The organism is Roseofilum sp. KMC-1, from assembly GCF_057802075.1.
The window spans coordinates 3,274,478-3,297,465 of sequence record NZ_CM173605.1; the positions used below are offsets into that span (position 1 = coordinate 3,274,478).

Annotated in this window: 18 protein-coding genes; 12 read left to right on the forward strand and 6 right to left on the reverse strand. The window is 45.7% G+C overall.

Translation table 11 applies throughout. The annotated features are described in order from the left end of the window. Window positions 1–368: 368 nt before the first annotated feature. Window positions 369–851, forward strand: coding sequence for a hypothetical protein (locus AC3FZD_RS15125; RefSeq protein WP_488736827.1), 483 nt, complete (start codon window positions 369–371; stop codon window positions 849–851). A 224-nt stretch (window positions 852–1,075) separates the two neighbouring features. Here AC3FZD_RS15125 and apcD read toward each other — a convergent pair whose 3' ends face one another. After that, the gene (apcD, locus tag AC3FZD_RS15130) at window positions 1,076–1,561 is read right to left on the reverse strand and encodes an allophycocyanin subunit alpha-B (RefSeq protein ID WP_488736828.1); all 486 of its coding nucleotides are present in this window, start codon (window positions 1,559–1,561) and stop codon (window positions 1,076–1,078) included. 91 nt (window positions 1,562–1,652) lie between these two features. On the opposite strand from apcD, the gene rlmD reads away from it, so the two are divergent. Next, window positions 1,653–3,023, forward strand: coding sequence for a 23S rRNA (uracil(1939)-C(5))-methyltransferase RlmD (gene rlmD / locus AC3FZD_RS15135; protein WP_488736829.1), 1,371 nt, complete (start codon window positions 1,653–1,655; stop codon window positions 3,021–3,023). 87 nt (window positions 3,024–3,110) lie between these two features. Here the strand turns inward: rlmD and AC3FZD_RS15140 are convergent, their stop codons facing one another. From AC3FZD_RS15140 to AC3FZD_RS15150, 3 genes are all read right to left on the reverse strand, one after another. Beyond that, on the reverse strand, window positions 3,111–4,367 hold the full coding sequence (locus AC3FZD_RS15140; RefSeq protein WP_488736830.1) for a dihydrolipoamide acetyltransferase family protein: 1,257 nt from the start codon (window positions 4,365–4,367) through the stop codon (window positions 3,111–3,113). Between the two features lie 37 nt (window positions 4,368–4,404). Continuing rightward, window positions 4,405–4,824 (reverse strand): YlqD family protein, encoded by a 420-nt coding sequence (locus tag AC3FZD_RS15145; protein ID WP_488736831.1) that lies wholly within the window; start codon window positions 4,822–4,824, stop codon window positions 4,405–4,407. Between the two features lie 73 nt (window positions 4,825–4,897). Next, window positions 4,898–6,889: an AMP-dependent synthetase/ligase gene (locus AC3FZD_RS15150; protein WP_488736832.1), complete on the reverse strand. Its 1,992-nt coding sequence runs from the start codon at window positions 6,887–6,889 to the stop codon at window positions 4,898–4,900. A 409-nt stretch (window positions 6,890–7,298) separates the two neighbouring features. Here AC3FZD_RS15150 and psbV point away from each other — a divergent pair, with 409 nt between their 5' ends. The 6 genes from psbV (at window position 7,299) to AC3FZD_RS15180 (ending at window position 13,899) form a co-directional block, all read left to right on the forward strand. Continuing rightward, entirely contained in the window at window positions 7,299–7,790 is a 492-nt protein-coding gene (psbV, locus tag AC3FZD_RS15155) for a photosystem II cytochrome c-550 (protein WP_488736833.1), read from the forward strand. Window positions 7,791–7,898: 108 nt separating this feature from the next. Then, window positions 7,899–8,447, forward strand: a complete 549-nt coding sequence (gene psbV2, locus AC3FZD_RS15160; RefSeq protein ID WP_488736834.1) for a photosystem II cytochrome PsbV2 — start codon at window positions 7,899–7,901, stop codon at window positions 8,445–8,447. Between the two features lie 164 nt (window positions 8,448–8,611). Further along, window positions 8,612–9,469, forward strand: a complete 858-nt coding sequence (gene rsmH, locus AC3FZD_RS15165) for a 16S rRNA (cytosine(1402)-N(4))-methyltransferase RsmH (RefSeq protein WP_488736835.1) — start codon at window positions 8,612–8,614, stop codon at window positions 9,467–9,469. Between the two features lie 266 nt (window positions 9,470–9,735). After that, complete coding sequence (locus AC3FZD_RS15170) at window positions 9,736–10,128, forward strand: response regulator (RefSeq protein WP_488736836.1); 393 nt, start codon at window positions 9,736–9,738, stop codon at window positions 10,126–10,128. 230 nt (window positions 10,129–10,358) lie between these two features. Next, the gene (locus AC3FZD_RS15175; protein WP_488736837.1) at window positions 10,359–11,048 is read left to right on the forward strand and encodes a zinc metallopeptidase; all 690 of its coding nucleotides are present in this window, start codon (window positions 10,359–10,361) and stop codon (window positions 11,046–11,048) included. 145 nt (window positions 11,049–11,193) lie between these two features. Then, window positions 11,194–13,899, forward strand: coding sequence for a hybrid sensor histidine kinase/response regulator (locus tag AC3FZD_RS15180; protein ID WP_488736838.1), 2,706 nt, complete (start codon window positions 11,194–11,196; stop codon window positions 13,897–13,899). A 293-nt stretch (window positions 13,900–14,192) separates the two neighbouring features. Here the strand turns inward: AC3FZD_RS15180 and AC3FZD_RS15185 are convergent, their stop codons facing one another. Continuing rightward, complete coding sequence (locus tag AC3FZD_RS15185; protein ID WP_488736839.1) at window positions 14,193–15,083, reverse strand: EamA family transporter; 891 nt, start codon at window positions 15,081–15,083, stop codon at window positions 14,193–14,195. Window positions 15,084–15,283: 200 nt separating this feature from the next. On the opposite strand from AC3FZD_RS15185, the gene AC3FZD_RS15190 reads away from it, so the two are divergent. The 4 genes from AC3FZD_RS15190 (at window position 15,284) to AC3FZD_RS15205 (ending at window position 21,142) form a co-directional block, all read left to right on the forward strand. Beyond that, window positions 15,284–17,821, forward strand: a complete 2,538-nt coding sequence (locus tag AC3FZD_RS15190) for an NACHT domain-containing protein (protein WP_488736840.1) — start codon at window positions 15,284–15,286, stop codon at window positions 17,819–17,821. 344 nt (window positions 17,822–18,165) lie between these two features. Beyond that, window positions 18,166–18,828: a class I SAM-dependent methyltransferase gene (locus AC3FZD_RS15195; protein ID WP_488736841.1), complete on the forward strand. Its 663-nt coding sequence runs from the start codon at window positions 18,166–18,168 to the stop codon at window positions 18,826–18,828. 130 nt (window positions 18,829–18,958) lie between these two features. Next, window positions 18,959–20,122, forward strand: a complete 1,164-nt coding sequence (locus tag AC3FZD_RS15200) for a tetratricopeptide repeat protein (protein ID WP_488736842.1) — start codon at window positions 18,959–18,961, stop codon at window positions 20,120–20,122. 63 nt (window positions 20,123–20,185) lie between these two features. Further along, window positions 20,186–21,142: a hypothetical protein gene (locus AC3FZD_RS15205; RefSeq protein WP_488736843.1), complete on the forward strand. Its 957-nt coding sequence runs from the start codon at window positions 20,186–20,188 to the stop codon at window positions 21,140–21,142. 114 nt (window positions 21,143–21,256) lie between these two features. Here the strand turns inward: AC3FZD_RS15205 and AC3FZD_RS15210 are convergent, their stop codons facing one another. Then, on the reverse strand, window positions 21,257–22,792 hold the full coding sequence (locus AC3FZD_RS15210) for a radical SAM protein (RefSeq protein WP_488736844.1): 1,536 nt from the start codon (window positions 22,790–22,792) through the stop codon (window positions 21,257–21,259). Window positions 22,793–22,988 lie beyond the last annotated feature (196 nt).

Genomic DNA, 22,988 nt, shown 5'->3' on the forward strand with positions numbered 1-22,988 from the left:
AGTCGGCCTCTGATTGGAGCTGATAGTTTATTCTAGCATTATCGGCTGTTGCCCACCCTACTAACTGCCACTGCTCAGAGGAGGGCGAAGCATTCTGAGAATAAATTCTTGGGTTTAGCGAGAGACTCCTCGCCAGAATGCTATGCGCTGCGCGCAGGCTGCGCCAACGCCCCTACATACGTCGGGATGCACCCGAGGCAACCTCGCAACACGGCGGCAGCCCTTTCTCACCCAGAGAGGACATCCCCGCCAGGGACCCACCCCCAACAAATTTTTTCATTTCCCCCCACACAAGCTGCATACTTTTTCATTTTGCTCCCAATAAGTAGGCAAAGGGTAAAACAAAGCTACTTAATTAGGAGCCGATTATGACTATCACCACCAGTTCAGCCGCCGCCGTTGGTTTAGCCGCTCTTCTCGCCGCTAGTGGGTTCGCTTATATAGATGCCCGCAACCAACTGGATCAAACCGAAACCCGTCTCACAACCACTCAAACAGAACGGGATCAGTTAACCAAACAAGTGGATGACCTGCAACAACAGGCAAGAGATTTAGAGCAGCAAGTTAGCAGTAGCAATAGCTCCGTCAGTAACTTGCAAGGTCAACTGGGTGAGAGGGAAAGAGCGATCGCCGCTTTCGATGGACAAATCGATACTCTCAGCACTTGCCTCCAAGGGGTAGTCGAGGGAATGAGTGAAATGTCTAACGGAGATCAAGCAGGGGCGCTTCTTACCTTCTCCTCAGTTTCCGCCACTTGTCGCCAAGCCGATCAAATCATTGAACAGCGCAACTCTAATAATTCTGGCACTAGCTACGGACAAGGCCAGTCTCTCACGACCCGCTCTTTCTAGAGATGTTGATGATGCAGACCATGCAACGGCTGTCCCTGGACGAATTCACCATTATCGGCTGTTGCATTCCGTAGGGGCGAAGCATTCCGGCAGTTAATTCAATATTCCCAACCATAATTTATCTACCGGAATGCTTCGCCCTTATGCTGGGGAAGAGCAGGGGCGGGTTCACCCTATATTAGGAAACTTACCAAGAACCTTGATAAACCCGCCCAACCCTCTGATTAAGACATGGCTTGAATCAGAAAATCAAAATAAGGAGCCGCTTCCTGAGCATCGTCCACACTCAACAGAGCTAAAGACGCTTGCTTTAAGCAACGCATGGCTTCTGCCATACCTGCTAGGGGTACGCCGAGGGAATTGTACATTTCCCGCGCTCCTAACACACCAATCTGGTCAATGGTCTCGATGCTACCATCGAGAACCCCATAGGTCACCAGACGCAAATACCAGCCATAATCACGGATACACTGACTCCGTTCCCGTTGACCAGAGGCATTACCCCCAGGAGCAATGAAATCGGGTCGTCTGCGCCACAGCTCTTGAGTAGCCTTGTCTACGATCTTCTTTTCATTTTCCGTGAGAGTGGAGGCAATACGAGTGCGCTTTTCTCCGGTGGTTAAGAAGGCTTCAATATTTTGCAGTTCCCCTGCGCTCGGATAGCGCAGTTCTTCGTCCGCATTGAGAATGATTTGAGTAACGACGCTCATGATTATGTTTGAGTCCCTATCCTAAACAGAATATCAATATCCTGTTAGTTTAACTATTGGGTGGGACACAAGGGAAGAGATACTTAACAACATGAAAACAGAATCGAACTGGAAACAAGGTGAAGTGGTGGAAATCGAGATCGCTTCCTTAAGCGATACAGGTGATGGGGTGGGACGGGTGGATAACCGGGTGGTGTTTGTGCCGAATACGGTTCCGGGCGATCGCCTCCGAGTTCGGTTACTCTATGTTAAGCCCCAATTTGCCAAAGGAGCGATCGAAGAACTCCTCGAACCCTCCCCCCATGGCATTCGTCCAGCTTGCATCGTCGCCGATAAATGCGGGGGATGCCAATGGCAGCATGTACGCTATGAGTATCAACAACAGACCAAACAAACCCTAGTGACAGAAGCCTTAACTCGGATTGGCAAATTTGCCGATCCTCCTGTTTCTGCTATTATCGGCTCTCCCCAGTCCTTCGGCTATCGCAACAAGGTCTCCTATCCCCTGGAAATCTCGGATATTGGCATCTTTAAAGCAGGATATTACCAAAAAGGAACCCATAGACTGATTAACCTCAATCAATGTCCCGTCCAGGATGAGCGCTTAAACCCCCTCTTAGAGCTACTCAAAGAACACTTCGATCTGGCTCAGTGGTCAGCCTATGATGAGAAGACCCATCAAGGACTCTTGCGCCATTTATGTCTGCGTATTGGGCAACGCACAGGAGAAATTTTAATTACCCTAGTGGCGACCAAGCGCCGATTACCCGGTTTAGAAACCCATAGCCAGAACTGGTTAAAGCAATATCCAGGGGTAGTAGGGGTTTGTCTGAATGTTAACCCTGATAAAACCAATCGCATTTTTGGCGATCGCACCTTTCCCATTATCGGCCAACCCTATGTGCGCGAGGAATTTGCCGGTTTAACCTTCCATTTGGGAGCCGATACCTTTTTTCAGGTCAATACCCAAGCCGCAGAAGCCTTGTTAGAGATGACTATGGAGCATCTCAACTTACAAGGTACAGAACGGGTAATTGATGCCTATTGTGGCATTGGCACATTCACCCTACCCATAGCCCGTCAAGCACAGCAGGTGATGGGAATAGAAGTCCAAGCAGAAGCCATTCAACAAGCCAGGGAAAATGCCCAGTTAAACAACATCGAGAATGTTACCTTTGAGTCTGGCAAAGTGGAGGATATTTTACCCCAATTAGACCATCAACCCGATATTGTCCTACTCGATCCCCCCCGTCAAGGCTGTAAACCGGAAGTGCTGCAAACCTTATTAAAACTGCGCCCTGCTCATCTGGTTTATGTCAGTTGCAAACCGGCAACTTTGGCGCGAGATCTTCAAATTCTTTGTGAGGATGGAACCTATCGTCTGACACGAGTACAACCAGTGGATTTTTTCCCCCAAACCGCTCATGTGGAAGCCGTGGCGTTTTTAAGCCGTGAAAACTAACTAAAATTGCTGTAAGAAACCGGGTTTTTGATCTCGCTTCTTCCTTGTATAGAGCGGTCAGCAAAAACCCGGTTTCTAGTCTGTCTGCTATAGAGTTAAAGATTCGGGATTATTTTCAATTAAATCAGCCAAATCTTTCAGGAATGCCGCCGCATCTGCACCATAAATAATGCGATGATCGCAGGTAATATTCACCTTCATTTGTTGGCGTACACCCATTAAACCATTATCCATCGCTACCACTTGGGGTTTAGATGCACCAATGGCCAGAATTGACCCTTGACCAGGAGGTAAAATTGCATCAAATTGATCGACCCCAAACATCCCCAAATTGGAAAGGGTGAAGGTTCCGCTATTGTATTCTGCGGGTTGTAATTGCTTGGTGCGGGAGCGAGCCACCAGATCTTTCCAGGTGCGCGAGAGGGAATAAATATCCATCTGATCGGCATTTTGCAGTACGGGAGTAATTAAGCCCCCATCATCCATCGCCACAGCTACAGACACATTGATACTGGATGGATACTGAATCCCTTCCTCTGTATAACTAGCATTAACAATGGGATGTTTGGCGACAACTACGGCTACGGCTTTAGCCAGCAGGGCGGTCATGGTGACTCCCTTGGACTTAATCTGTTTATAGAGTCGATCTAGGCCATCGGTGGTGATGCTGTAGGTTACATGGAATGTGGGCACAGTTAAGCTGGCCACCATGTTACGGACAACGGCTTGCTGCAAGGTATTGAAGCGTACTACTTGACCGGGGGTAACTGCGGGTTTGGGGGCAGGAGGAGCTACGGGTTTAGGGGCAGGAGGAGCAGCCGGGGCGGCTACAGGGGCGGCACTAACAGCTACACCAGCAGCAGATTCGACATCTTGGGCGACGATGCGTCCATGGGGGCCACTACCGACTAAAATCCCTAAATCTACCTTTAAGTCTTTGGCGAGTTTCCGGGCCCTGGGGGAGGCAATAATGCGGCCATTGCTGCGGGCAGTTGCGGCAACGGGAGCGGGGGCTGGAGCTGGGTCAGCAACGGGGGCTGGGGCTGGAGTTGGGGCGGCACTAGGGGCGCTCTTGGACTGTTGTTTGGCGGTTTCGATTTCGGCTTCGGTTTCGGCAATGAGGGCGATCGCCTCCCCGACGGGGGCAACCCCACCTGCATCTACAATAATGGTGGCGAGATAGCCTTCATAGAAGGATTCCACATCCATGTCTGCCTTATCGGACTCGACGATAACCACAGTTTCCCCTTTCTCAATTTTATCTCCTGGGGACTTTTCCCAAGAGACAATTTTGCCTTCAGTCATGGTAGAACTGAGGGCAGGCATGAATACTTCATGAATCATGGCGCTGTTATCCTTAAAAATTATCGTTCATTCTAGACTAAATCTGACCGCGAATTTCCTCAACGATCCCATCTCGGAGGACAATTTCTACCTGCATTTTCTGGATCAGGTTTTCTCCTGGGGTAATGGTAAAGAAGCTCTCCATTTGACCTTGATCGACTTCCCGGTCTAACTCTAGGGTTTGTACCTGATTGAGTTGGTTCAGAAGTTGATTTTTTTGTTGCAGTAACTCACTTTTCTTCTGATTCAACTGAGCTTGAATCTGGGGAACCTGTTGGGGATTTTGATTTTGCATGTTGACAATCACGCTCTGGCCCTGCATCTCGACCTGTTGGATTTGTCCATCCATCTGGTTGAGTTGGTTTTGGAGTTGTTCTTGGACTTCTTCTTTCCATCGAGGAGTCACAATCACTTTAATCCGAACGGGTCGTTTGAGCAGCAGCTTTTGGGTATCCATGTTTAGCAAATTCACTCTATTTAAGTCCAGTGCAATTGAGGGTCAAAAACAGGCGATCCTGTTTTCCAGATGATTAAGTGAACATCCCGTTAATCATATCGCGATACTGTTCTTTGACAAGGGGACGTTTAATTTTCAAGGTTTGGGTCATCATGCCATTGTCAATGGAGAAGGGTTCGGTAATCAAACGGAAGGGGCCGATGCGGTCGTCGGGTCGATATCCTGGGCGATTTTTGACTTCCCGGTTGAGTTCGGCTCGGTATAGGTCTTGAATGGCTGGATGCTCCAGGTTGAGTTTCAAGGTTCCATCGTCGAGGGTTTCGGCGATCGCAGCATCGGTGGCATGATGTTGTTTCACCCAGTTTTCTAAGGCTGGGAGGTTGGGCACAATTAAGGCTCCGAGCGATCGCTGATCTTGTCCGACGAGCATCATTTGATCGATATATATACTGCGGGTACAAGCATCTTCAATGGGTTGGGGTTCGATGTTTTCCCCATTGGTCAAGACAATAGTATCTTTTGCCCGTCCGGTAATCACCAGTTGTCCCTCTGGAGTCAGGAAGCCTAAATCTCCAGTATCAAACCATCCGTCGAGGTCAATGGCTTTAGCGGTGGCTTGGATATTGCCATAATAGCCTTGCATAATTTGGGGGCCTCTGGCGACAATTAATCCGGTTTCGCCTTGGGGAAGGGGTTGGCGGGTTTCTAGATCGATAATGCGGATTTCGGTTCCGGGTAGGGGGAAACCTGACGATCCGCGTAGATTGCGATCGCTGCGCCGAGCCGTTAATACAGGAGAAGTTTCTGTGAGTCCATAGCCGACTAAAATCTCGAAGTCGATCATTTCAAAGAACTGATCGATATGCTTGGCCAAAGAACCGCCCCCACTAATCACCTGTTTCATCTGTCCACCGGTGGCTTGTCGCACTTTTTGATAAATTAGGCGATCGCCTAAATAGTGTAAAGGAGCCAGCAGCGCTGCTTTTACTGTAGCCGAGGCCCGTTCCGACCAAGAGGGGCTGAGGTTCTCTAGTTCTAGCTGTTCCTTTATCCGTTTGGCGCTGACATATTGCTCAGAAATGCTGAGGAAGGTTTGAATTAATTTTTGCCGACTCTGGGGCTGTTCCCGGAATTCTTTCTGAATGCCTTCATAAATGGATTCCCACAACCGAGGCACGCCAACCATGTAGTGGGGTTTGTAGCTCTTCAGGTCTTGTTTGAAGTGGCGGATACTGGTATACCTTTGGGAACAGCCTTGGGAGAGCAGATAATATTCAATGGTGCGTTCGTACACATGCCAGGAGGGCAGAATGCTCAAGACGCGATCGCCTGGATCGGGAGCCACTACTACCGCTAAGGTATTCACTTGATAGAGCAGATTGCCATGGGAGAGCATCGCCCCCTTGGGTTTACCCGTGGTTCCAGAGGTATAAATGAGGGTGGCTAACTGCTTGGGATTAGGGTCTACGGGTTGATAAGATTGTCCTTGGCCATGATGGCACAATTGCCCAAAATTCAGATATTGGGGAGCATCTCCAGAAGAGGAGGGTGGCGGATCTTCATCACTGAGGAGAATAATTGCTTGTAGGGTAATGGAGTTTAAGCGAGGAGCGAGTTTATCTAGGGTTTTGAGATTTTCGACGATCAGAAAGCTGCTGCCGCTATCTTGGAGAATATAAATCAGTTCTTCCACATCTGCCTGGGAACTGCGAACCGCATTTACGGCTCCAGCCATCATGATTCCTTGATCCACCACAAACCATCGGGGGCTGTTATCGGCAAAGAGGGCAATGCGATCGCCCGGATTCACCCCAAGCTGTTGTAGGGCGATCGCCACCTGTTGCATCTGTTCGCACATCTGGCGATAGGTGAGGGCGATCTTTTCCTGACTGTGAATGTCTTCGAGCGCCACAATATCGCCAAACTTCTGAGCGGCGATCGGCCAAATTTGGGCGATCGACCCCAGATAGCTATAATTGACCGCATGGTTTAAGTTTGCCTTTTCTGCGGGTGATAGATTCGGATAATCAGAGGCCACAAACCCATTACTCATCTTCGTTTTCATCTCAGACTGAATTTTTTCCCAGTTTATCGGACGGGATGGGGGAATGGGGAGATGGGGGAGTGGGGGAGTGGGGGAGTGGGGGAGTGGGGGAGTGGGGGAATGGGGGAGTGGGGGAGTGGGGGAGTGGGGGAGTGGGGGAGTGGGGGAGTGGGGGAATGGTCTTTTGCCTATTCCGTGTTTATTGACAAAACCTTTAGATTATGCATTAACCGGTTCACATTTAATATTGGTGAAAATCTCCCTTGAGAGTTGGTCTAAAGACCCCACAGTGGCATGATATTCATAATGAAGATCAACAGTGATGGTGATGATCCCAAGTCCAGTAGGTATTTTACCGATTATCGGTCTTGGGTCGGCCAAGGTGTTGAAAATTCCAATAACAAAATGTCATAGTCTTTGAGGGAGAACCATGCTAAAACGATACATTGTGCTGATATTAGCCACTGTATTTCTGGCCCTGAACGTTGTTGTCGGGAGTGCGACGGCTGCCAATATTTCGGAACAGAACCGCACCATTCCCATTAATGAATCCGGTGAGACAACTACAATTGCTCAAGAAGAGTATGTATTAGGCAAGAGACTGTTTGTAGATACCTGTTCCCAGTGTCATGCAAGCGGGATGACCAAAACTAACCCGAATGTGGGATTGGGGGTTGAGGCTATGGCTGGGGCAGAACCCCGCCGTGATAATTTAACGGCTTTAGTCGATTATATGAAGAATCCCACGACCTATGATGGAGAGGTTGAAATTTATGAACTCCATCCGAGTACCCGGAGTGCGGATATTTTCCCAGAAATGAGAAACCTCAGTGATGAGGATTTAGAAGCGATCGGCTCCTATATTCTGGTGGAAATGAATGTGCGTCCGAATCAGTGGGGAGCGGGTAAAAATACTCGTTAATTCTCAAGGGTGGCATTCCTACTCCTGGGGGTAGGAGTGGCTCTTTTCCCGGTTCAATAGCAGCAGTCCTGGGTACTGCTGCTCTTAATGTTTATTTATCTAAAGTTCATGATTAATTTCCCTCAATTCAAATTGGGTTTAAACGCTTCTGCGGCTGAGAGTAGCCGACGATGGATGAGTTGGATGCGTTCGGTGGTGGCGATCGCCTTAACGATCGCTTTCCTCTGGACTCTGGCTACTCCATCTGCCTTGGCATCGGATCGGTATGTGATCCGTTTCCTGAAAGCTTTGGAACCGGTAGAGGTTCCCTTAGATACGGCAGGTAATATGCAAACGGTGACTCCAGATCAGTTATCCGAAGGCAAAATCCTGTTTAATAAAAATTGTGAAAATTGCCATTTAGGGGGGACAACTCTGCTGAGTGAATTTGAGTCTTTGTCTCTAGAGTCTCTGCACAATGCTACCCCTCCCTTAGATAACATCAGTAATATGGTGGGCTATCTCCGCGCTCCCTTGAAGCAAAAAGGGGAATACCAAAAGTATGCCTGTCGTGAAGTTAGTCCAGAGTGGATGTCTTCGGAGGAGTTGGAGAATTTATCGGCTTTTGTGATTCGTGCGGCTCAAGAAGTTGAAGGTTGGGGAGCTGGAGAGTTTTAGGTTAGGGAATGGGGAAGTGGGGGAGTGGGGGAATGGGGGAATGGGGGAATGGGGGAATGGGGAGACACGGAGAAATTGCCAGTTGCCAGTTCCCTGTTGCCAGTTCCCAGTTCCCTGTTCCCTGTTCCCCCAATTTTTAATTTTTAATTTTTAATTGATATAACGTGACAGAGTTTGTACATATTCCCGTTTTAGGGTCGGAGTTAATCGAAGGTTTAGGCGTTCGTCCAGGGGGTAAGTATCTGGATGCGACGGTGGGAGGGGGCGGCCATAGTTTGCTGTTGTTTGCCCAATGTGGGGATATCTGGGTGACTGCGGTTGACCAGGATCGGCAAGCACTGGAGGCGGCTAAACTGGCTCTATCAGAGTATGGCGATCGCCTAACTTTTTGGCATGGTAATTTTGTGGATTATCCTGGCGAGACAGGACAGTTTGATGGCATTATTGCTGATTTAGGGGTGAGTTCTGCCCAGTTTGATATCCCGGAACGGGGGTTTAGTTTTCGCCATAGTGCGCCTTTGGATATGCGGATGAATCAACAGCAGTCTTTGATGGCTGCGGATTTGGTTAATCATGGGGATGAGAAGGAGTTGGCGGATATTTTTTATCAGTATGGGGAGGAGCGCTTGTCCCGACGCATTGCTCGCCATATTGTGGCCAAGCGGCCTTTTAATACAACGACTGAGCTGGCCCAGGCGATCGCTTCGTGTTATCCCCCTCGCGCCCGTCATGGGCGGATTCATCCGGCAACACGGGTTTTTCAAGCCCTACGCATTGCGGTGAATGGAGAGTTAACGGTTTTGCCCCAGTTCCTCGATCGCGCTTCAGACTGGTTAAAACCAGGGGGGATCGTGGGGGTGATTAGTTTTCATTCTCTAGAAGATCGTTGTGTTAAGCATTACTTTAAGGACTCCGCACAGCTTGCGGTTCTGACCAAAAAACCGATTATTCCCCAAGCAGAAGAAATCCAAAACAATTCCCGTGCGCGATCGGCAAAATTAAGATTGGCAAAACGCATATAAGAGCTAGTCGGTGAATTCAGGCGCTTCAAACCTCGATCCAATTCTTTATAAAACTTAGAATCCTTGTGAGTATTTCTCTTATCCATCTCTTATAAATATTCATTATTGATAAATTAAGCAGTAAAACCGAAAAAAACTGGAAATTATTGAGGATCGATCGAGATCGTCTGAAATGATAGGGTTAGAGGATCAATAACATATCTATCTCAAGAGAACCCAAACCGTTAGCAGCTCTTGAGCCACCAGTCACTTGGTTTAACGGGAATATGGAAACTTTAACAAACAGCGTTTTAGTCTTAGGGCAAGAGCTAGACGATCTCAATCTCTTGCAATCGATGCTTAATCATGTGCCTTGTCAAGTCGCGATCGCTAAGTCACCCGAACAAGCGGTTACTCTATCGAGTCAAACCCTTCCGTCTTTGGTGATTCTATCTGGCAATTGTCATCAATGGTCGTCAGATTTTGTTTATCAATTGCGGGAGCAAGCTAAAAAGTGTGGGGTGACGATTATTGCCCTAACTGATTGTCATGCTCCCAGTTGGCTACATCAAGAATCCCATCTCGGACTTGATGGATACTTAGTCAAACCCCTAGCCACGGATATTCTGATGTCGATAGTAGAATCCGCTAGACTACGGAGATTTTGTTGCTTTCAATAACAGCTAGAGAGGCGATCGGTTTTTTTGATGAGAGATCGCCCCTCTAGCATGATCGTTTGGCTGTCAGTGGAGTTCAAGGTTTAATCGCAGATACGGTTCACAGTATGGAAAACCGTATCTTGGCGATCGCGCCGTTTCCAAAACTTCAAGACTATACTAGATGCAATAACCATTACCCATAATCAGCGCACCGCGCTATAGCGTTGAGCGTTTTGGAGATTGAAAATTGTATGTCTTACTATAGCTCCTATCTCATTCTGATCCCAGGAATACTGTTAATGTTTTGGGCACAAAACCAAATTCGTAGCACTTATCAGCGCTATGCCCAAATCCCCTCTAGTATGGGGATGACGGGTGCAGAAGTGGCTCGAACCATTCTCTATCAAATGGGAATAACAGATATTAGTATTGAACCGGTTTCTGGGGAATTAACTGACCATTATGACCCCAATTCTAAAGCCGTTCGCCTTTCGGAGGGTATCTATAATTCCTCTTCTTTAGCTGCGGCGGCCGTGGCGGCCCATGAATGCGGTCATGTGCTACAAGATAAGCAGGGTTATAGTTTTATGAATCTGAGGGCAAATTTAGTGCCAGTGGCTAATTTAGGCTCTCAGTTGGGCCCGATGTTGGTGATTTTAGGGTTATTTATTAGCGGTTTAGGCACGATTTCTAGCTTAGTGATTAATTTAGGAATTGCCCTATTTGTAGGTGCGATCGCCTTTCATCTGGTTACCCTTCCGGTAGAATTTGATGCCTCTGGTCGCGCTCTGAAGTTAATTGACCAGCTTGGCATTCTACAAGGACAGGAAAATCGAGCAGCTAAAGCCGTTCTACAAGCGGCTGCCTGGACTTATGTCGCCACTGCCCTCTATTCCGTGTTGCAACTGGCACAATTACTACTGATTAGCCGCGATCGCTAATACAAAGCAAGGAGTGCGAGCATCTTGCTCGCTACCTTTCCAATACAGTAGAGCGTAATCCACATAACATAAAAACTGATCCCATAGAGTTAACATAGTTGGGTAACCACCAGTAACTGAGCGACTAAACACTGGAGACCAACTCATGAGCGATTCTCAAGCCTCACCATCGCTTCCTCTACGCCTTGTTCTGGTTATTCCCTTCGCGATCCAGATTTTCGCCGCAGTAGGATTAACCGGTTATTTTTCCTTAATGAATGGGAAAAAAGCAGTTAATAATGTTGCCTCTCAACTGCGAACGGAAGTCACCGAGCGAGTTCAGAGTTATCTAAACAACTATTTAGCCATTCCCCATAAAATCAACTCAGCCAATGCCCATGCTATTCAACAAGGATGGCTAGATTTTAACAATATTCAGGCATTAAATCGCCAATTCTTAAATCAGAGTTATGCCTTTGGTCAAAATCACCCACTTTATATTTATGTAGGGAATAAAGTTGGAGGATTTGTAGGTGCTGGTCGATACGATCTCAAAGAGGTCTTTGTTTGGGAATTTACCGAAAATCTGAAACCTGGAGAATTAATGGGTTATCCAGTTGATCTCCAAGGTAACTTAGCTGAACTACCGATCATCTCTGATTTTTTTGATGCCACAAAACGACCTTGGTATCAAAAAGCCGTTCAAGAAAATCGCCCCATCTGGAGCGAGGTCTATACCTACGCTGATAATATTCTAGGCATTACAGCCGCTCAACCTATTTGGGATCGCCAAGCACAATTAATTGGGGTTGCCGGTGTCGATATTCCCTTAGATGTTATTAATCAATTTTTAGCTTCTATCAAGGTGGGTCAATCAGGAGAAGTATTAATTCTAGAAAAATCCGGTTATGTGATTGGATCTTCTACCCAGGAATCACCTTATATTCAAAATCCAAAGACCAAAGAATTTAATCGCTTAGAAGCTAGTAAAAGCTCAATTTTACCCCTTCGCAAAGCGAGTCAATTTTTAGAACAAAAATTCTCACAACTGAGTCAAATCAACCAAACTCAACAGTTAGAATTTTTTATCGATGGGGAAAAATATTTTTTACAAGTCACTCCTTTAGTTAATGAGGATGGATTAGATTGGTTGATTGTCGTGCTGATTCCAGAATCAGATTTCATGACAGAAATTAATGCCAATACAGTAAGAACTATCTGGCTCTGTTTAGCCGCATTGGGAATTGCTACAGCACTGGGAATTTATACCTCTCGTTGGATTAGTCAACCCATTTTAGCCCTGATCGAATCTTCAGAGGCTATCTCTCATGGCGATTTAGATCGGCAAGTCAAAAAGGGTAATATTTCTGAACTGAAGACCTTAGCTGATGCGTTTAATCGCATGGCTACTCAACTGAAAGCTTATTTTACTGATTTGGAACAACGGGTAGAAGAACGTACAGCAGAATTAGTAGAAGCGAAAAAAGTAGCCGATAGTGCCAATCAAGCTAAAAGTGAATTTTTAGCTAATATGAGCCATGAATTGCGGACTCCTTTAAATGGTATTCTGGGTTATGCCCAAATTATGGATCGCGCTCAGGATCTCAACGATCACCGCAAAGGGGTTGCTATTATTCACCAAGCGGGTTCTCATTTGTTGACCTTAATTAATGATATTTTAGATCTGGCTAAAATTGAAGCCAAGAAAATGAATTTAGTCAACAGCGATTTTCATTTACCCTCTTTTTTGATCGCTGTAGCAGAAATTGCGCGAGTGCGGGCAACCAGTAAGGGAATTAATTTGCAGGTTTTGATGGCTGAAAATTTACCTGTGGGGGTAAAAGGAGATGAAAAGCGTCTGCGACAAGTGTTATTAAATTTATTGGGTAATGCCGTTAAGTTTACAGATCGAGGAGTGGTGACATTTAAGGTGGATCTGTGTAGAAAGGATCTAGAGTCTCGACAGGCTAAAATTCGCTTTACTATTGAAGATACGGGTATTGGCATGACTCCTAAGCAATTGGAGAAGATTTTTTTGCCGTTTGAACAAGTGGGATCTCAGTCTCGGAAGTCAGAGGGAACGGGTTTGGGATTAACGATTTGTCGGCAAATTGTGGCGATAATGGGAAGTACCCTTGAGGTGGAAAGTGAGTTAGATCGGGGGAGCCGGTTTTGGTTTGAAGTGGAGTTAGAGGTTTCGGATGAATGGGTTAGTCGTGCTACTGTTTTAGAGCAAGGCAAAATTATGGGTTATGAAGGGGAGCGGAAAAAGATTTTAGTGGTGGACGATCAAACTCTGAATCGGACGGTAATTTATGAAATTTTAACGCCCTTGGGATTTGTAATTTCGGAGGCTAAAAATGGACGGGAGGGGTTAGAAAAGTTGCCGGAGGTTAATCCGGATCTGGTGATGACGGATATTATGATGCCAGAGATGGATGGTTATGAGTTGTCGAGGAAGATTCGTGAAGTTTATTCAGAAACTTTGCCGGTGTTGGCTGTGAGTGCGAGTGTGTCTTTGGGAGATCAAAATTTGGCGATTGCTGCTGGATGTGATGATTTTCTGGATAAGCCGTTGGATATGGAGAAGTTGTTTAAGGCGTTGCAGAAGTATCTTAAATTACAATGGATTTATGACCAGAAGCGATCGCCTATGGCAGGCTCATCATCCCCGATGGTTATACCCAAGCCAGAAGCCTTGAAACCTCTCTATAAAGCGCTCAAAATTGGGGATATTGAGGCGATTGAGAAGACAGCGTACCGACTTAAAGAAGAGGAAAGGGAGTATGAAGCGTTTAGCGATCGCCTTTTAGAGTTAACGGCTGAGTTTGATGAGCGTGGGATCTTAAAATTGCTGGAAAGCCATACTTAGGTCTGAGGTGATATTATACGGCTTTTTGGTTTACAAGCCTGTAGAAACAATAATAAAACATACTACCAAGGCGATTAATATAAACAAAAAAACCTCATTGCCATTAGAGTCATGGATTTGCTGTTTTTCTAACTTAAAAACACAACCATTTTTTAAACAAACAGCTTGATTGCCTGATATTTTTCTCAGTTTGCAACCGACTTGATCGCAAGACGACATAACACGATTAGCTCCTATTAAAAATGATGATCGTTGATTCCCTTAACCCCCCAAAAAGGGGGGAATCAGTGTGATTAATTTGCTTTTGAGACAATAGGGTTGAGAGGTCGGGAGTTGTAGAGAACCACAGCTATTAATAATAATAAAATTGCAGTTCCTTGTAATAAGCTGACCGGTTTGTGATCAATTAATACCGCAGAAATAAACTGCACCACTGGAGACAACACGCCTAACATTCCTACCTGAGAGCAGTCTATCAGTTGACTCGCTTTGGTTTGTAGAAAGCTTGCGGTTGTTGCTAAGGCACAACCGCCAACCAACACCAATAAAGCATTCCCATTAACAGCAGCTAAGGGTTGAGAATTAACTACCCCATGGCAAAGAAAAACTACAATTAACACTCCCGCGATCAAACTTTGTTCAAGCCAGCTATAGGACATGGGGTTATCCACCTCTTTTAGCGCATCTTTCTTTCCACATAAATATCCCCCCCAAGTTAACGCAATTAATGGGGCAAAGCGTGGAACTTGGTGTGCCTCATGGAAGAAAATAATTACGGCAAATACAGAAATGCCAACACAAAAAAGTTTAAAAGGGTTGAGTTTTTCGTTTAAGAAAATTGCAGCTAAAATCGCCGTGGCAGCCGGGGCGAGGAACATTCCGATCGCCGCTTCTACTTGATAGCCCAGGGAAATCGCCCCCATAAAAAAGCCTAAGTGTAATGTTAAGTAAAAGGCAGATTTAGCCACCTTTACAATTAGACTGCCACTGAAATACCGAAGGGTATCCCATTGACGAGTGATCAATAGGATTGTCCCCAAGGTGAGAAAGGTAAATAAGCAGCGAAAACCAATTAAATGTTCTGTGGGGAGGGGGACATAACGCCAGAATAAAGGCAGCAGTCCATAAAATAAAGGGGCAATGATGGCATAGAGAATGCCTAAAAGTTGGGATTTAGTAAACATTTTACTGTCCTCAATCATTCGACTATTCGATGATCGAGCCAGCCAAATAGAAATAAAATTAGCAGCAAATAGAGTTAAATAGAATTAAATAGAATTTAGCCAAAAATCCTGTTTTCAGAAAAAATTAGATCGATTTATTGACAAGTTTGGTTATGTTGTGTAGAATATAAATTGCTCTTACTAAAAATTGCAGAGTTGTTATGAATGCAGACAACAACTTAACAGAGAGACAAGGATTTTTGCAGGAGTTCGCCGCAGAGTGTGAGTTTTATGGCGATACTCTGGAGATTTTTCTGAAGAGATTTGAACCGGGTAAGGAGAGTTTAACCAATGAAAGGTTAGCGCAATATATTACATGGGGGAAATCGCCACAAAATGGCGAACAAAAAATTTTAGATGAGTTAAGAAAAAATATTTATCCCGTCTTACAGAAGAAAGGCTGCGAATTACCAGATGGCCAACGTGGACGACAAGCTAGAGGTTGCAACCGTACAGAAATCGCCAGAAATTGGTTATGGCAAACTAAATTTCCTGAATGGCAAAAAACCCAAACACCTGTATCCTCAATTTCTAATATTGACTGGTGCGAAATCTGTCAAAACGCATTAGCAGAAAGACAAAAACTCACTACTAATCCCCTCACTACGGGCGATGGGTTAGAGCATACTTTTGATGATATTTATGTGCCTCTGGGATTGGTGGAAAAGGTAAAGAAAGAAAAACGCCCTGGGGAGGTTTCGCCAGAGGAAGGTTCCCAATTTTATCAGCCAGAAAAGGAGTATGAAGTCACCCGCACTTATAAAAATGATGAGTTTTTCGCGCAAGTGCTGAAACAGGGGCAAAGTCCCAAAAGTCAAGGGCGCAGGTTAGGGGTGACGGGGGAACCGGGGGCGGGGAAAACCACGCTATTACAGAAAATAGCCCAATGGGTAGCCGCAGAGACAGAGCAAGATGTGGCAATTTGGGTGTCTTTGGCAGATTTGCAGGAGCGAACTGTTGAGGATTACCTACTGCAAAAGTGGCTCAAGGATGCTCTGGGGGCGGTGCGGGTAACGCCGGAAATGAAAGAGGCGCTGGCGTTGCTGTTTAACAGTGGGCGAGTGTGGCTGTTGCTGGATGGGGTGGATGAAATGGGGAGTGACAACCCCCTGGCGACGGTGGCGAATCAGATTAGCGGTTGGGTGGCTTCAGCGCGAGTGGTGGTGACTTGTCGCCAGAATGTGTGGGATGCGGGGAAAAATGCTCTGGAAGGGTTTGATGTTTATCGCAATCTCGATTTTGACTACCCGGAGGGGGTGGGGCAATTTATTGGGCGCTGGTTTGCGCGTCACCCAGAGTTAGGGGAGCGGTTGCTGGCAGAATTAGCCCAAGCTGGAAAAGAGCGGATTCGGGATACGGTGCGAAATCCCCTGCGGTTGGCGCTGTTGTGTCGCGCTTGGCAAATTCGCCAGGGGGGTTTACCGGAAACCAAGGCGGGGCTATATGGGCAGTTTGCGGAGGCGCTGTATGAGTGGAAGCAGGAGGCTTTTCCTACGAAATCCAAGCAGCGAAAGGATTTGAATGCCGGGTTGGGCAGGTTGGCGCTGCGGGGGATGGAGCAATCTGAGTCTCGGTTTCGGTTAAGGGAAGGTTTGGTAACGGAGGTTTTGGGGGAAACTGATGAGCCGTTATGTCAGTTGGCTTTAGATTTGGGTTGGTTGAATTTAGACTCTAAAACAGCAGTCTCCTTAATATTGGAAGAATCTGCATCTGTGAATAACCAAAGTATTACTATGTTAGTGTCACAGTTAACTCACCCTGATTTCGACAGTTGGCGTGAAGTGACCAGCAGTTTAATGCAAATAGCACTCAACAATGAACAGGTTATTTTAGCTTTAGAAAAATTGTCCAATGATCCCATAATACAGAGGCAAGTTTTTGAAGTATTTGAATTGATGTCGAGTAATTATCAAACCAATCAGATTGATACAAATGAGATGATTAATGAGCGAGGAATACTGGAATTAATCCAAATGTTAGAAACCACTACAGATCAAGGTGCTTACATGGAAATTGCCAACAGCTTGGTAAAAATAATCAAAACAAAAAACCAATATGCAGATGTTGTTTTTTCCCTCAAGCATAACCTAACCGATGAAGTTTATGATAATAATTTTAATCTTTACGAAGAATCCTACAAACTTATTTGGCACTGTGCCCAAAACCTCTCTTACCCAGAATTTTATACGGCATGGCATCACCAACAGACAAGCACTCATCCAGAAGCACCCGATAACATCCCCGTTGGCAACACTCTTTTAACTCAATCTCTGGAAACCCAAATTAATGATATCCTCTCCCAACTCCAACCAACTACCCAAACTTACCCCCTATCTCTCAACATTCAATCCCTAACCGATGAAACAGACACCAGCGCTATTTGCCAAGAACTTTGCACCCTAATTTACTCCCTCGCACTCCCCGATACAGACATCCCCACTGTCAGCAACTTTGCCCAACTCAAAAAACAGATTCTCACCGTAAAAAAACAACTGCAAAAACGCCACCTAGCCCTAATTTTCCATAACTGTAAACCTCATCCCCCACTCCTCACCTGCTGTCGCAAAATCGCCGATTCTATCCTGGGTTTACACATTCTCTGGATAACCGATGAACCCCTGGAAGCACCTTTGCGGGGGTTTCCCCCCAGTCAGGATAATTTGTTAGGGGCGATGCAAAGTTGGTTAGAGGAATTTTAGGGAAGAAACCGGGTTTCTGTTGTGGGTATCAAGAGTTATCTGTGGGATGCGAAAAAGAAACCCGGTTTCTAGTCATGCTTCCCTTAAAGAGGGCGAAGCATGACCGTATATAGGTTATGGGTTTTATCAATTAGCCTAATGATTTTGATGCGGGGGGATGAGTTTGGGGTAAAATTGGCTTTGGGTGATGCCGAAATCACTGAATATTTTGTGGTGTAAACCCCAAATACCTTTAGGGGCGAAGCATTCTGGGAGACAAGTTATTGCTGAAAATATTAATCTGAATACCGGAATGCTTCGCCCTATCAAAACTCTCATCTCTCATTCTTATACCAATTGACTCTATGTCCCGACAAACCTTAAATCTAACCCCTGAACTGTACAATTATTTACTACAAGTTTCCCTCAGAGAGCCGGAAATTTTAGCCCAACTGCGAGCAGAAACCACTCAAAACCCTAGGGCACAGATGCAAATTTCCCCGGAACAAGGTCAGTTTATGGCCTTTCTGGTGCGGTTGATGGGAGCGAAAAAAACCTTAGAGATTGGGGTATTTACGGGATATAGTAGCTTGGTGGTAGCCTTAGCCTTGCCTCCAGAGGGTCGGATGGTGGCTTGCGATCTGGATGCAGAGGTAACGAATATAGCGCGTCGCTATTGGCAAAAAGCAGGAATTAGCGATCGCATCGACTTACGCATTGCTCCCGCTCTAGACACCCTAGATCAATTAATAGCAAACGGGGAAGAAAATACCTTTGATTTTGCCTTTATTGATGCCGATAAACGCAATTATCTAAATTACTACGAAAAAGCCCTAACTTTAGTGCGTCCAGGAGGAATCATTGCCCTTGATAATGTGTTATGGTCAGGAAAAGTCGCCGATCCCCAAGCAGACGATCCCCACACCCAAGCCATTCGAGAATTGAATCAAACTCTACAGGCAGATCGACGCATTGAGTTAACTTTAGTCCCCATTGGCGATGGCTTAACCTTAGCCTGGAAGTGCTAAATCTTACCCTAAAATCCGTCCCGCAAGAAGCGCCTACCGTTCAGGAATCCATACAAGTCGGGTTAATAGCTTTTAATTTTTCATTGATAATAGGGAATCATGAAAGAGAAATCAATACTCGGTTATCGCTATGTGGAAACGATTGTGGGACTCATTGATCGGTTGGGTGAGGAGATTATGGGGGCAGTTATTTGGCGATCGAGGGAGTTTAGGAGCAACCCCTCCTCAGAGGAAAGAGTCTCCAACGCCACTCGATCGCACGGGATATGAGTTTGTATTTATGCAACTGCTCGAAGGAGTCGATCAAGGATGGGAAATCCCTCAAGTACAGCAATATTTGAGTACCTTATCCGATCGCACTACCCCAGAAGGATGGCTCAATTGGTTAACAGAATTTGGCGATCGCCTCCTAGAAAATCCGGTTCCCAATCATCAACTAGCTTCCCGGTTGTTGAAGTTGGGAGCAGTGGAACTCGGAGCCATAGGCCAAAAAGCGACTCAAGTGGGGCGATCGCTATTACAAAAAACCTTTACCCCCGACAATGTGCAACCAATGACAACGGAGGCTCAGGAGCTATTTTATCAAGCCAATAGTTTCTATGAACAGAGCCAGTATGCCAGGGCTTTGGCCCTTTGGGATCGGGTATTGGAGATGAAACCTGATTTTTATCAAGTTTGGACGAATCGGGGGGTAGCATTCAATCAGCTTAAACGTTATGAAGAGGCATTAGCCAGTTACGATCAGGCTCTAGCCATTAAGTCCGATTATGACATGGCTTGGAGTAATCGCGGGGTCGCCCTGAGAAATTTAGGACGCTATCAGGAAGCCTTGGATAGTTATGAACAAGCGCTAAAATTACAACCCGATGCTTTCGATCCTTGGCTCAATCGAGGAACAGTTCTGAGTGGCTTTGAACGGTTTGAGGAAGCTCTGCAAAGTTTTCAGAAGGCTACCGAAATTCGCCCCGATGCCTTTCAAGGGTGGGTGGGAAAAGGGCGAATCTTAACGACGCTTCAGCGCTATGAGGAGGCGATCGCCGCTTGGGATCGAGTAATTGCCCTCAATGAAACCCTAGCCGACGCTTGGCAACATAAGGCCATTTGTTTATATGCTTTAGAATGCTATCACGAAACCATCGCCTGTTGCGATCGAGCCTTGCAACTCGAACCCGAACATGAAACCACCATTTCCTATTGGAGTAAAGCCCAAGCCCGACTAAGTGGTTTAGCCGCCCAAGAACAGGAGCGCCAGAAATCGGAGCCACCCCTAAAATCCCAACCCGAAGCAGAATGAAACAGCGGCAACAAAGATACCATAATAGAGATTGAACCCTTGTACCCTTGCTGATCACCGATCGTGAAATCCCCATCTTCTGCCTCTTCCTCCTTATCTGTCGATCAACTCCAGGATCGAATTGATACCCTCAATCGCGATCGCCTGAACCTGTTAAGTAAAATAGAAAAGCAACAACATAAAATCGATCAATTTCAGGAAGATCAAAGAGCAATCATTGCTAAAATCGTTCAGAATATTCATCCCATATCAACGAAAATTAGCCAAGTCGATCGAGAAATTCATGATTTATTCAGAGATATCTTTAAAAACCGTGGATTGAGCAACAAAAAACAGCAAAAAGTCCTAGATATTTACCACAGTATTCAGGAAGTAGGTTTAATTAGTAATCGCCTAGATCGCCAAGTAAAAGCAGAAGAGCGAACCCCAGAAAGTGATGAGCATATACTCTGGGAAAACTTGAAAGCTAATCCAGATTTCAGTCAGGTTCGACAAAAATTTTTGCAACTAGCCGCTATTTTTCACCCGGATAAAGTAGCCCAGGATCAAGACCGGGATTACTATACAGAAGTGATGAAGGAAGTGAACCAAGCCTACAAGACTGGAGACTTAGCCAAGTTACTCCAAATTGAAGCACAATACCATCAGGGGAAAATTCGCCCGATCGGTCAAGATTCCAACTTAGATTTAAAAGAACAGATCCATCGACTGCAACAAGAAAATCAAATTTTGAACACCCAGTATCAAACCCTCAAGCAAAATTGGAAATCCCAGCGCCGTACCCCAGAAGCTAAACTCGTTAAAACTTATCACACTCTAGAAGAAAAAGGAGTTCATCCCATTGCTTATATGAAACAAAAAAGTAAAGATCGTTTAGTCGAATTAGAAAAAATACGAGACTTTGTAAAACGGTTTAGGGATAAAAAAATCAGTACTCAAGAATTCCTAAATGAACGCAATCCGTCTAAAGAGATCGCCAAATTTGTAAAAAGTGTGTTTAGATTCCCCTCTTTCTTTTGATAAAAACAATACAATATTAAGGAACTTAGGAACAAAAATTATCCCCTCTCCTGTAAGGTGAGGGGCTGGGGGAGGGGTCAGAGGAATCAGTCTTGAGAACGAAACAGCCCTGAATTAACTAACAGCACTGAGTTTAGTCAATCCTCCGTGATAGTTAATTAATTTAGATTCAGCTTTGCCGATTTGAGCTAACCGAAATTGCCACTCAGAAATATCTTCATAACTGAGGTGGTGAGTGTCACAACTAGGTGTCCAAAAACCACCAATAATTGAGGGATCGTCAAAGCGCAATAAACCCGATTTGCGGATATTTTCTCCTTGGGGTGTTCCAGGTATGGGGGAAATGGAATAGGAGGCGACTTGAAATTCTAAGTCTGGGTTAATTTCTCTGAGTTGTTGATGGAGTTCTAAAACTGCTTCCTCAAGACGCGATAAACTGTCGTGGTTGTCATCAGGAAACCCAATGATCAAACCATAAACAATAACCGGAAGACCCACTCGAACGATCGCTCGCATCATCTCACAATGTTGTTGCCAAGGGAGAAGCTTTGCATAGGATTCTCGGCCAAAAACCGGACGTTCGGCGGGAATATAACCCAGAAACCCCCCAACTTTGCCATCCCATCCCCAAAGCGCTTCGATCAATTCTTCGTCCGGTGTGAGGTCGGTATGATCATAGTTACGTCCTCGTCCGACCGTCGCTTTTCTCAGTTCTAAACCATTGGGCCACAACAGCGGCATTCCAAGTTCTCTAGCACCTTTAGTAATTTTTAGCACTTCTTCTCGTCCCTCTGGAAACAAAACGCGACCGAGAAATTGATCGGAACCCATAACTGTACATTTTGCCCCAGCTTCCTTCTGACGGGCAATCCATTTGAGGGTAGTTTCCGGTGACATCCGCCGATAACCTGATGTGTAAGTTGGGGTTTGGCAAAAATCACATTTGCGATCGCAGCCAATATCCGGATAAACTGAGCCGATGGGTACTAAGTCTTCAATAAAAGGTTCTTCTGAATATTCTTGACCCAGACATTCCCTTGCGACTTCCACCGATGGCAGTGCCCACTCATCGGGACTCATGGCTTTAGTGCGGTTGGGATGATAACGACCATCCGCAAAAAGCACACCCGTCAGCTTTTCTCGTGGTGTTTTTCCCAATACATAGTCGAAAATCGGCCAATTCGCAGCACCCGACTTATCAAGTACAACTGCTGTTGCACCCGCTTTGAGATAATGATCGGGTTCGGCAATGGCATCAGAACCCCCGACAACAACGGGTTTACCTTGACTAGCAAGATGCTTGATCGCCATACAGGTCACTTGCCGTTCTTGGGTGTAGTTAACAGTAACACCCCAAGCGTCATAAGCTTCTGGATCGACATCAAAAATTCGCCGCCCCACATAAGCTTTGGTCAGATTCATCCCTTTCCAGGTGACTTCTCCAAACGGTTCTTGACAATCACCATCTTTGAGATTAACCAATTGAGCATCGAAACCACCCGCTTGTAAGTCAGCGATTAAAACCTGCTTACTGAGTAGAGTATTGCGTCGATACAAAGCCGTCCAGTTATGCCCATCTTCGTCATATAGTCCCAAGGCGGGGACTTCGACGAGTCCAATCGTTGAAGCTTTTTGCGATAGTAATGTCATTTGGATTTTGGATTTTAGATTTTGGATTTTCTACGTCCTTCAGAACGTAGCTTGTAGGTTAGGTTGAGGGACGAACACAACAACGATCGGTGTTTGATGCGTTCACTCCGTTAAAGTCATCAAACGCAATAATTATGTTTGTTGACTGAATGCGATGAAAGTCTCCTAATTTGTAGCATCAATTTAAGGTCTTTAT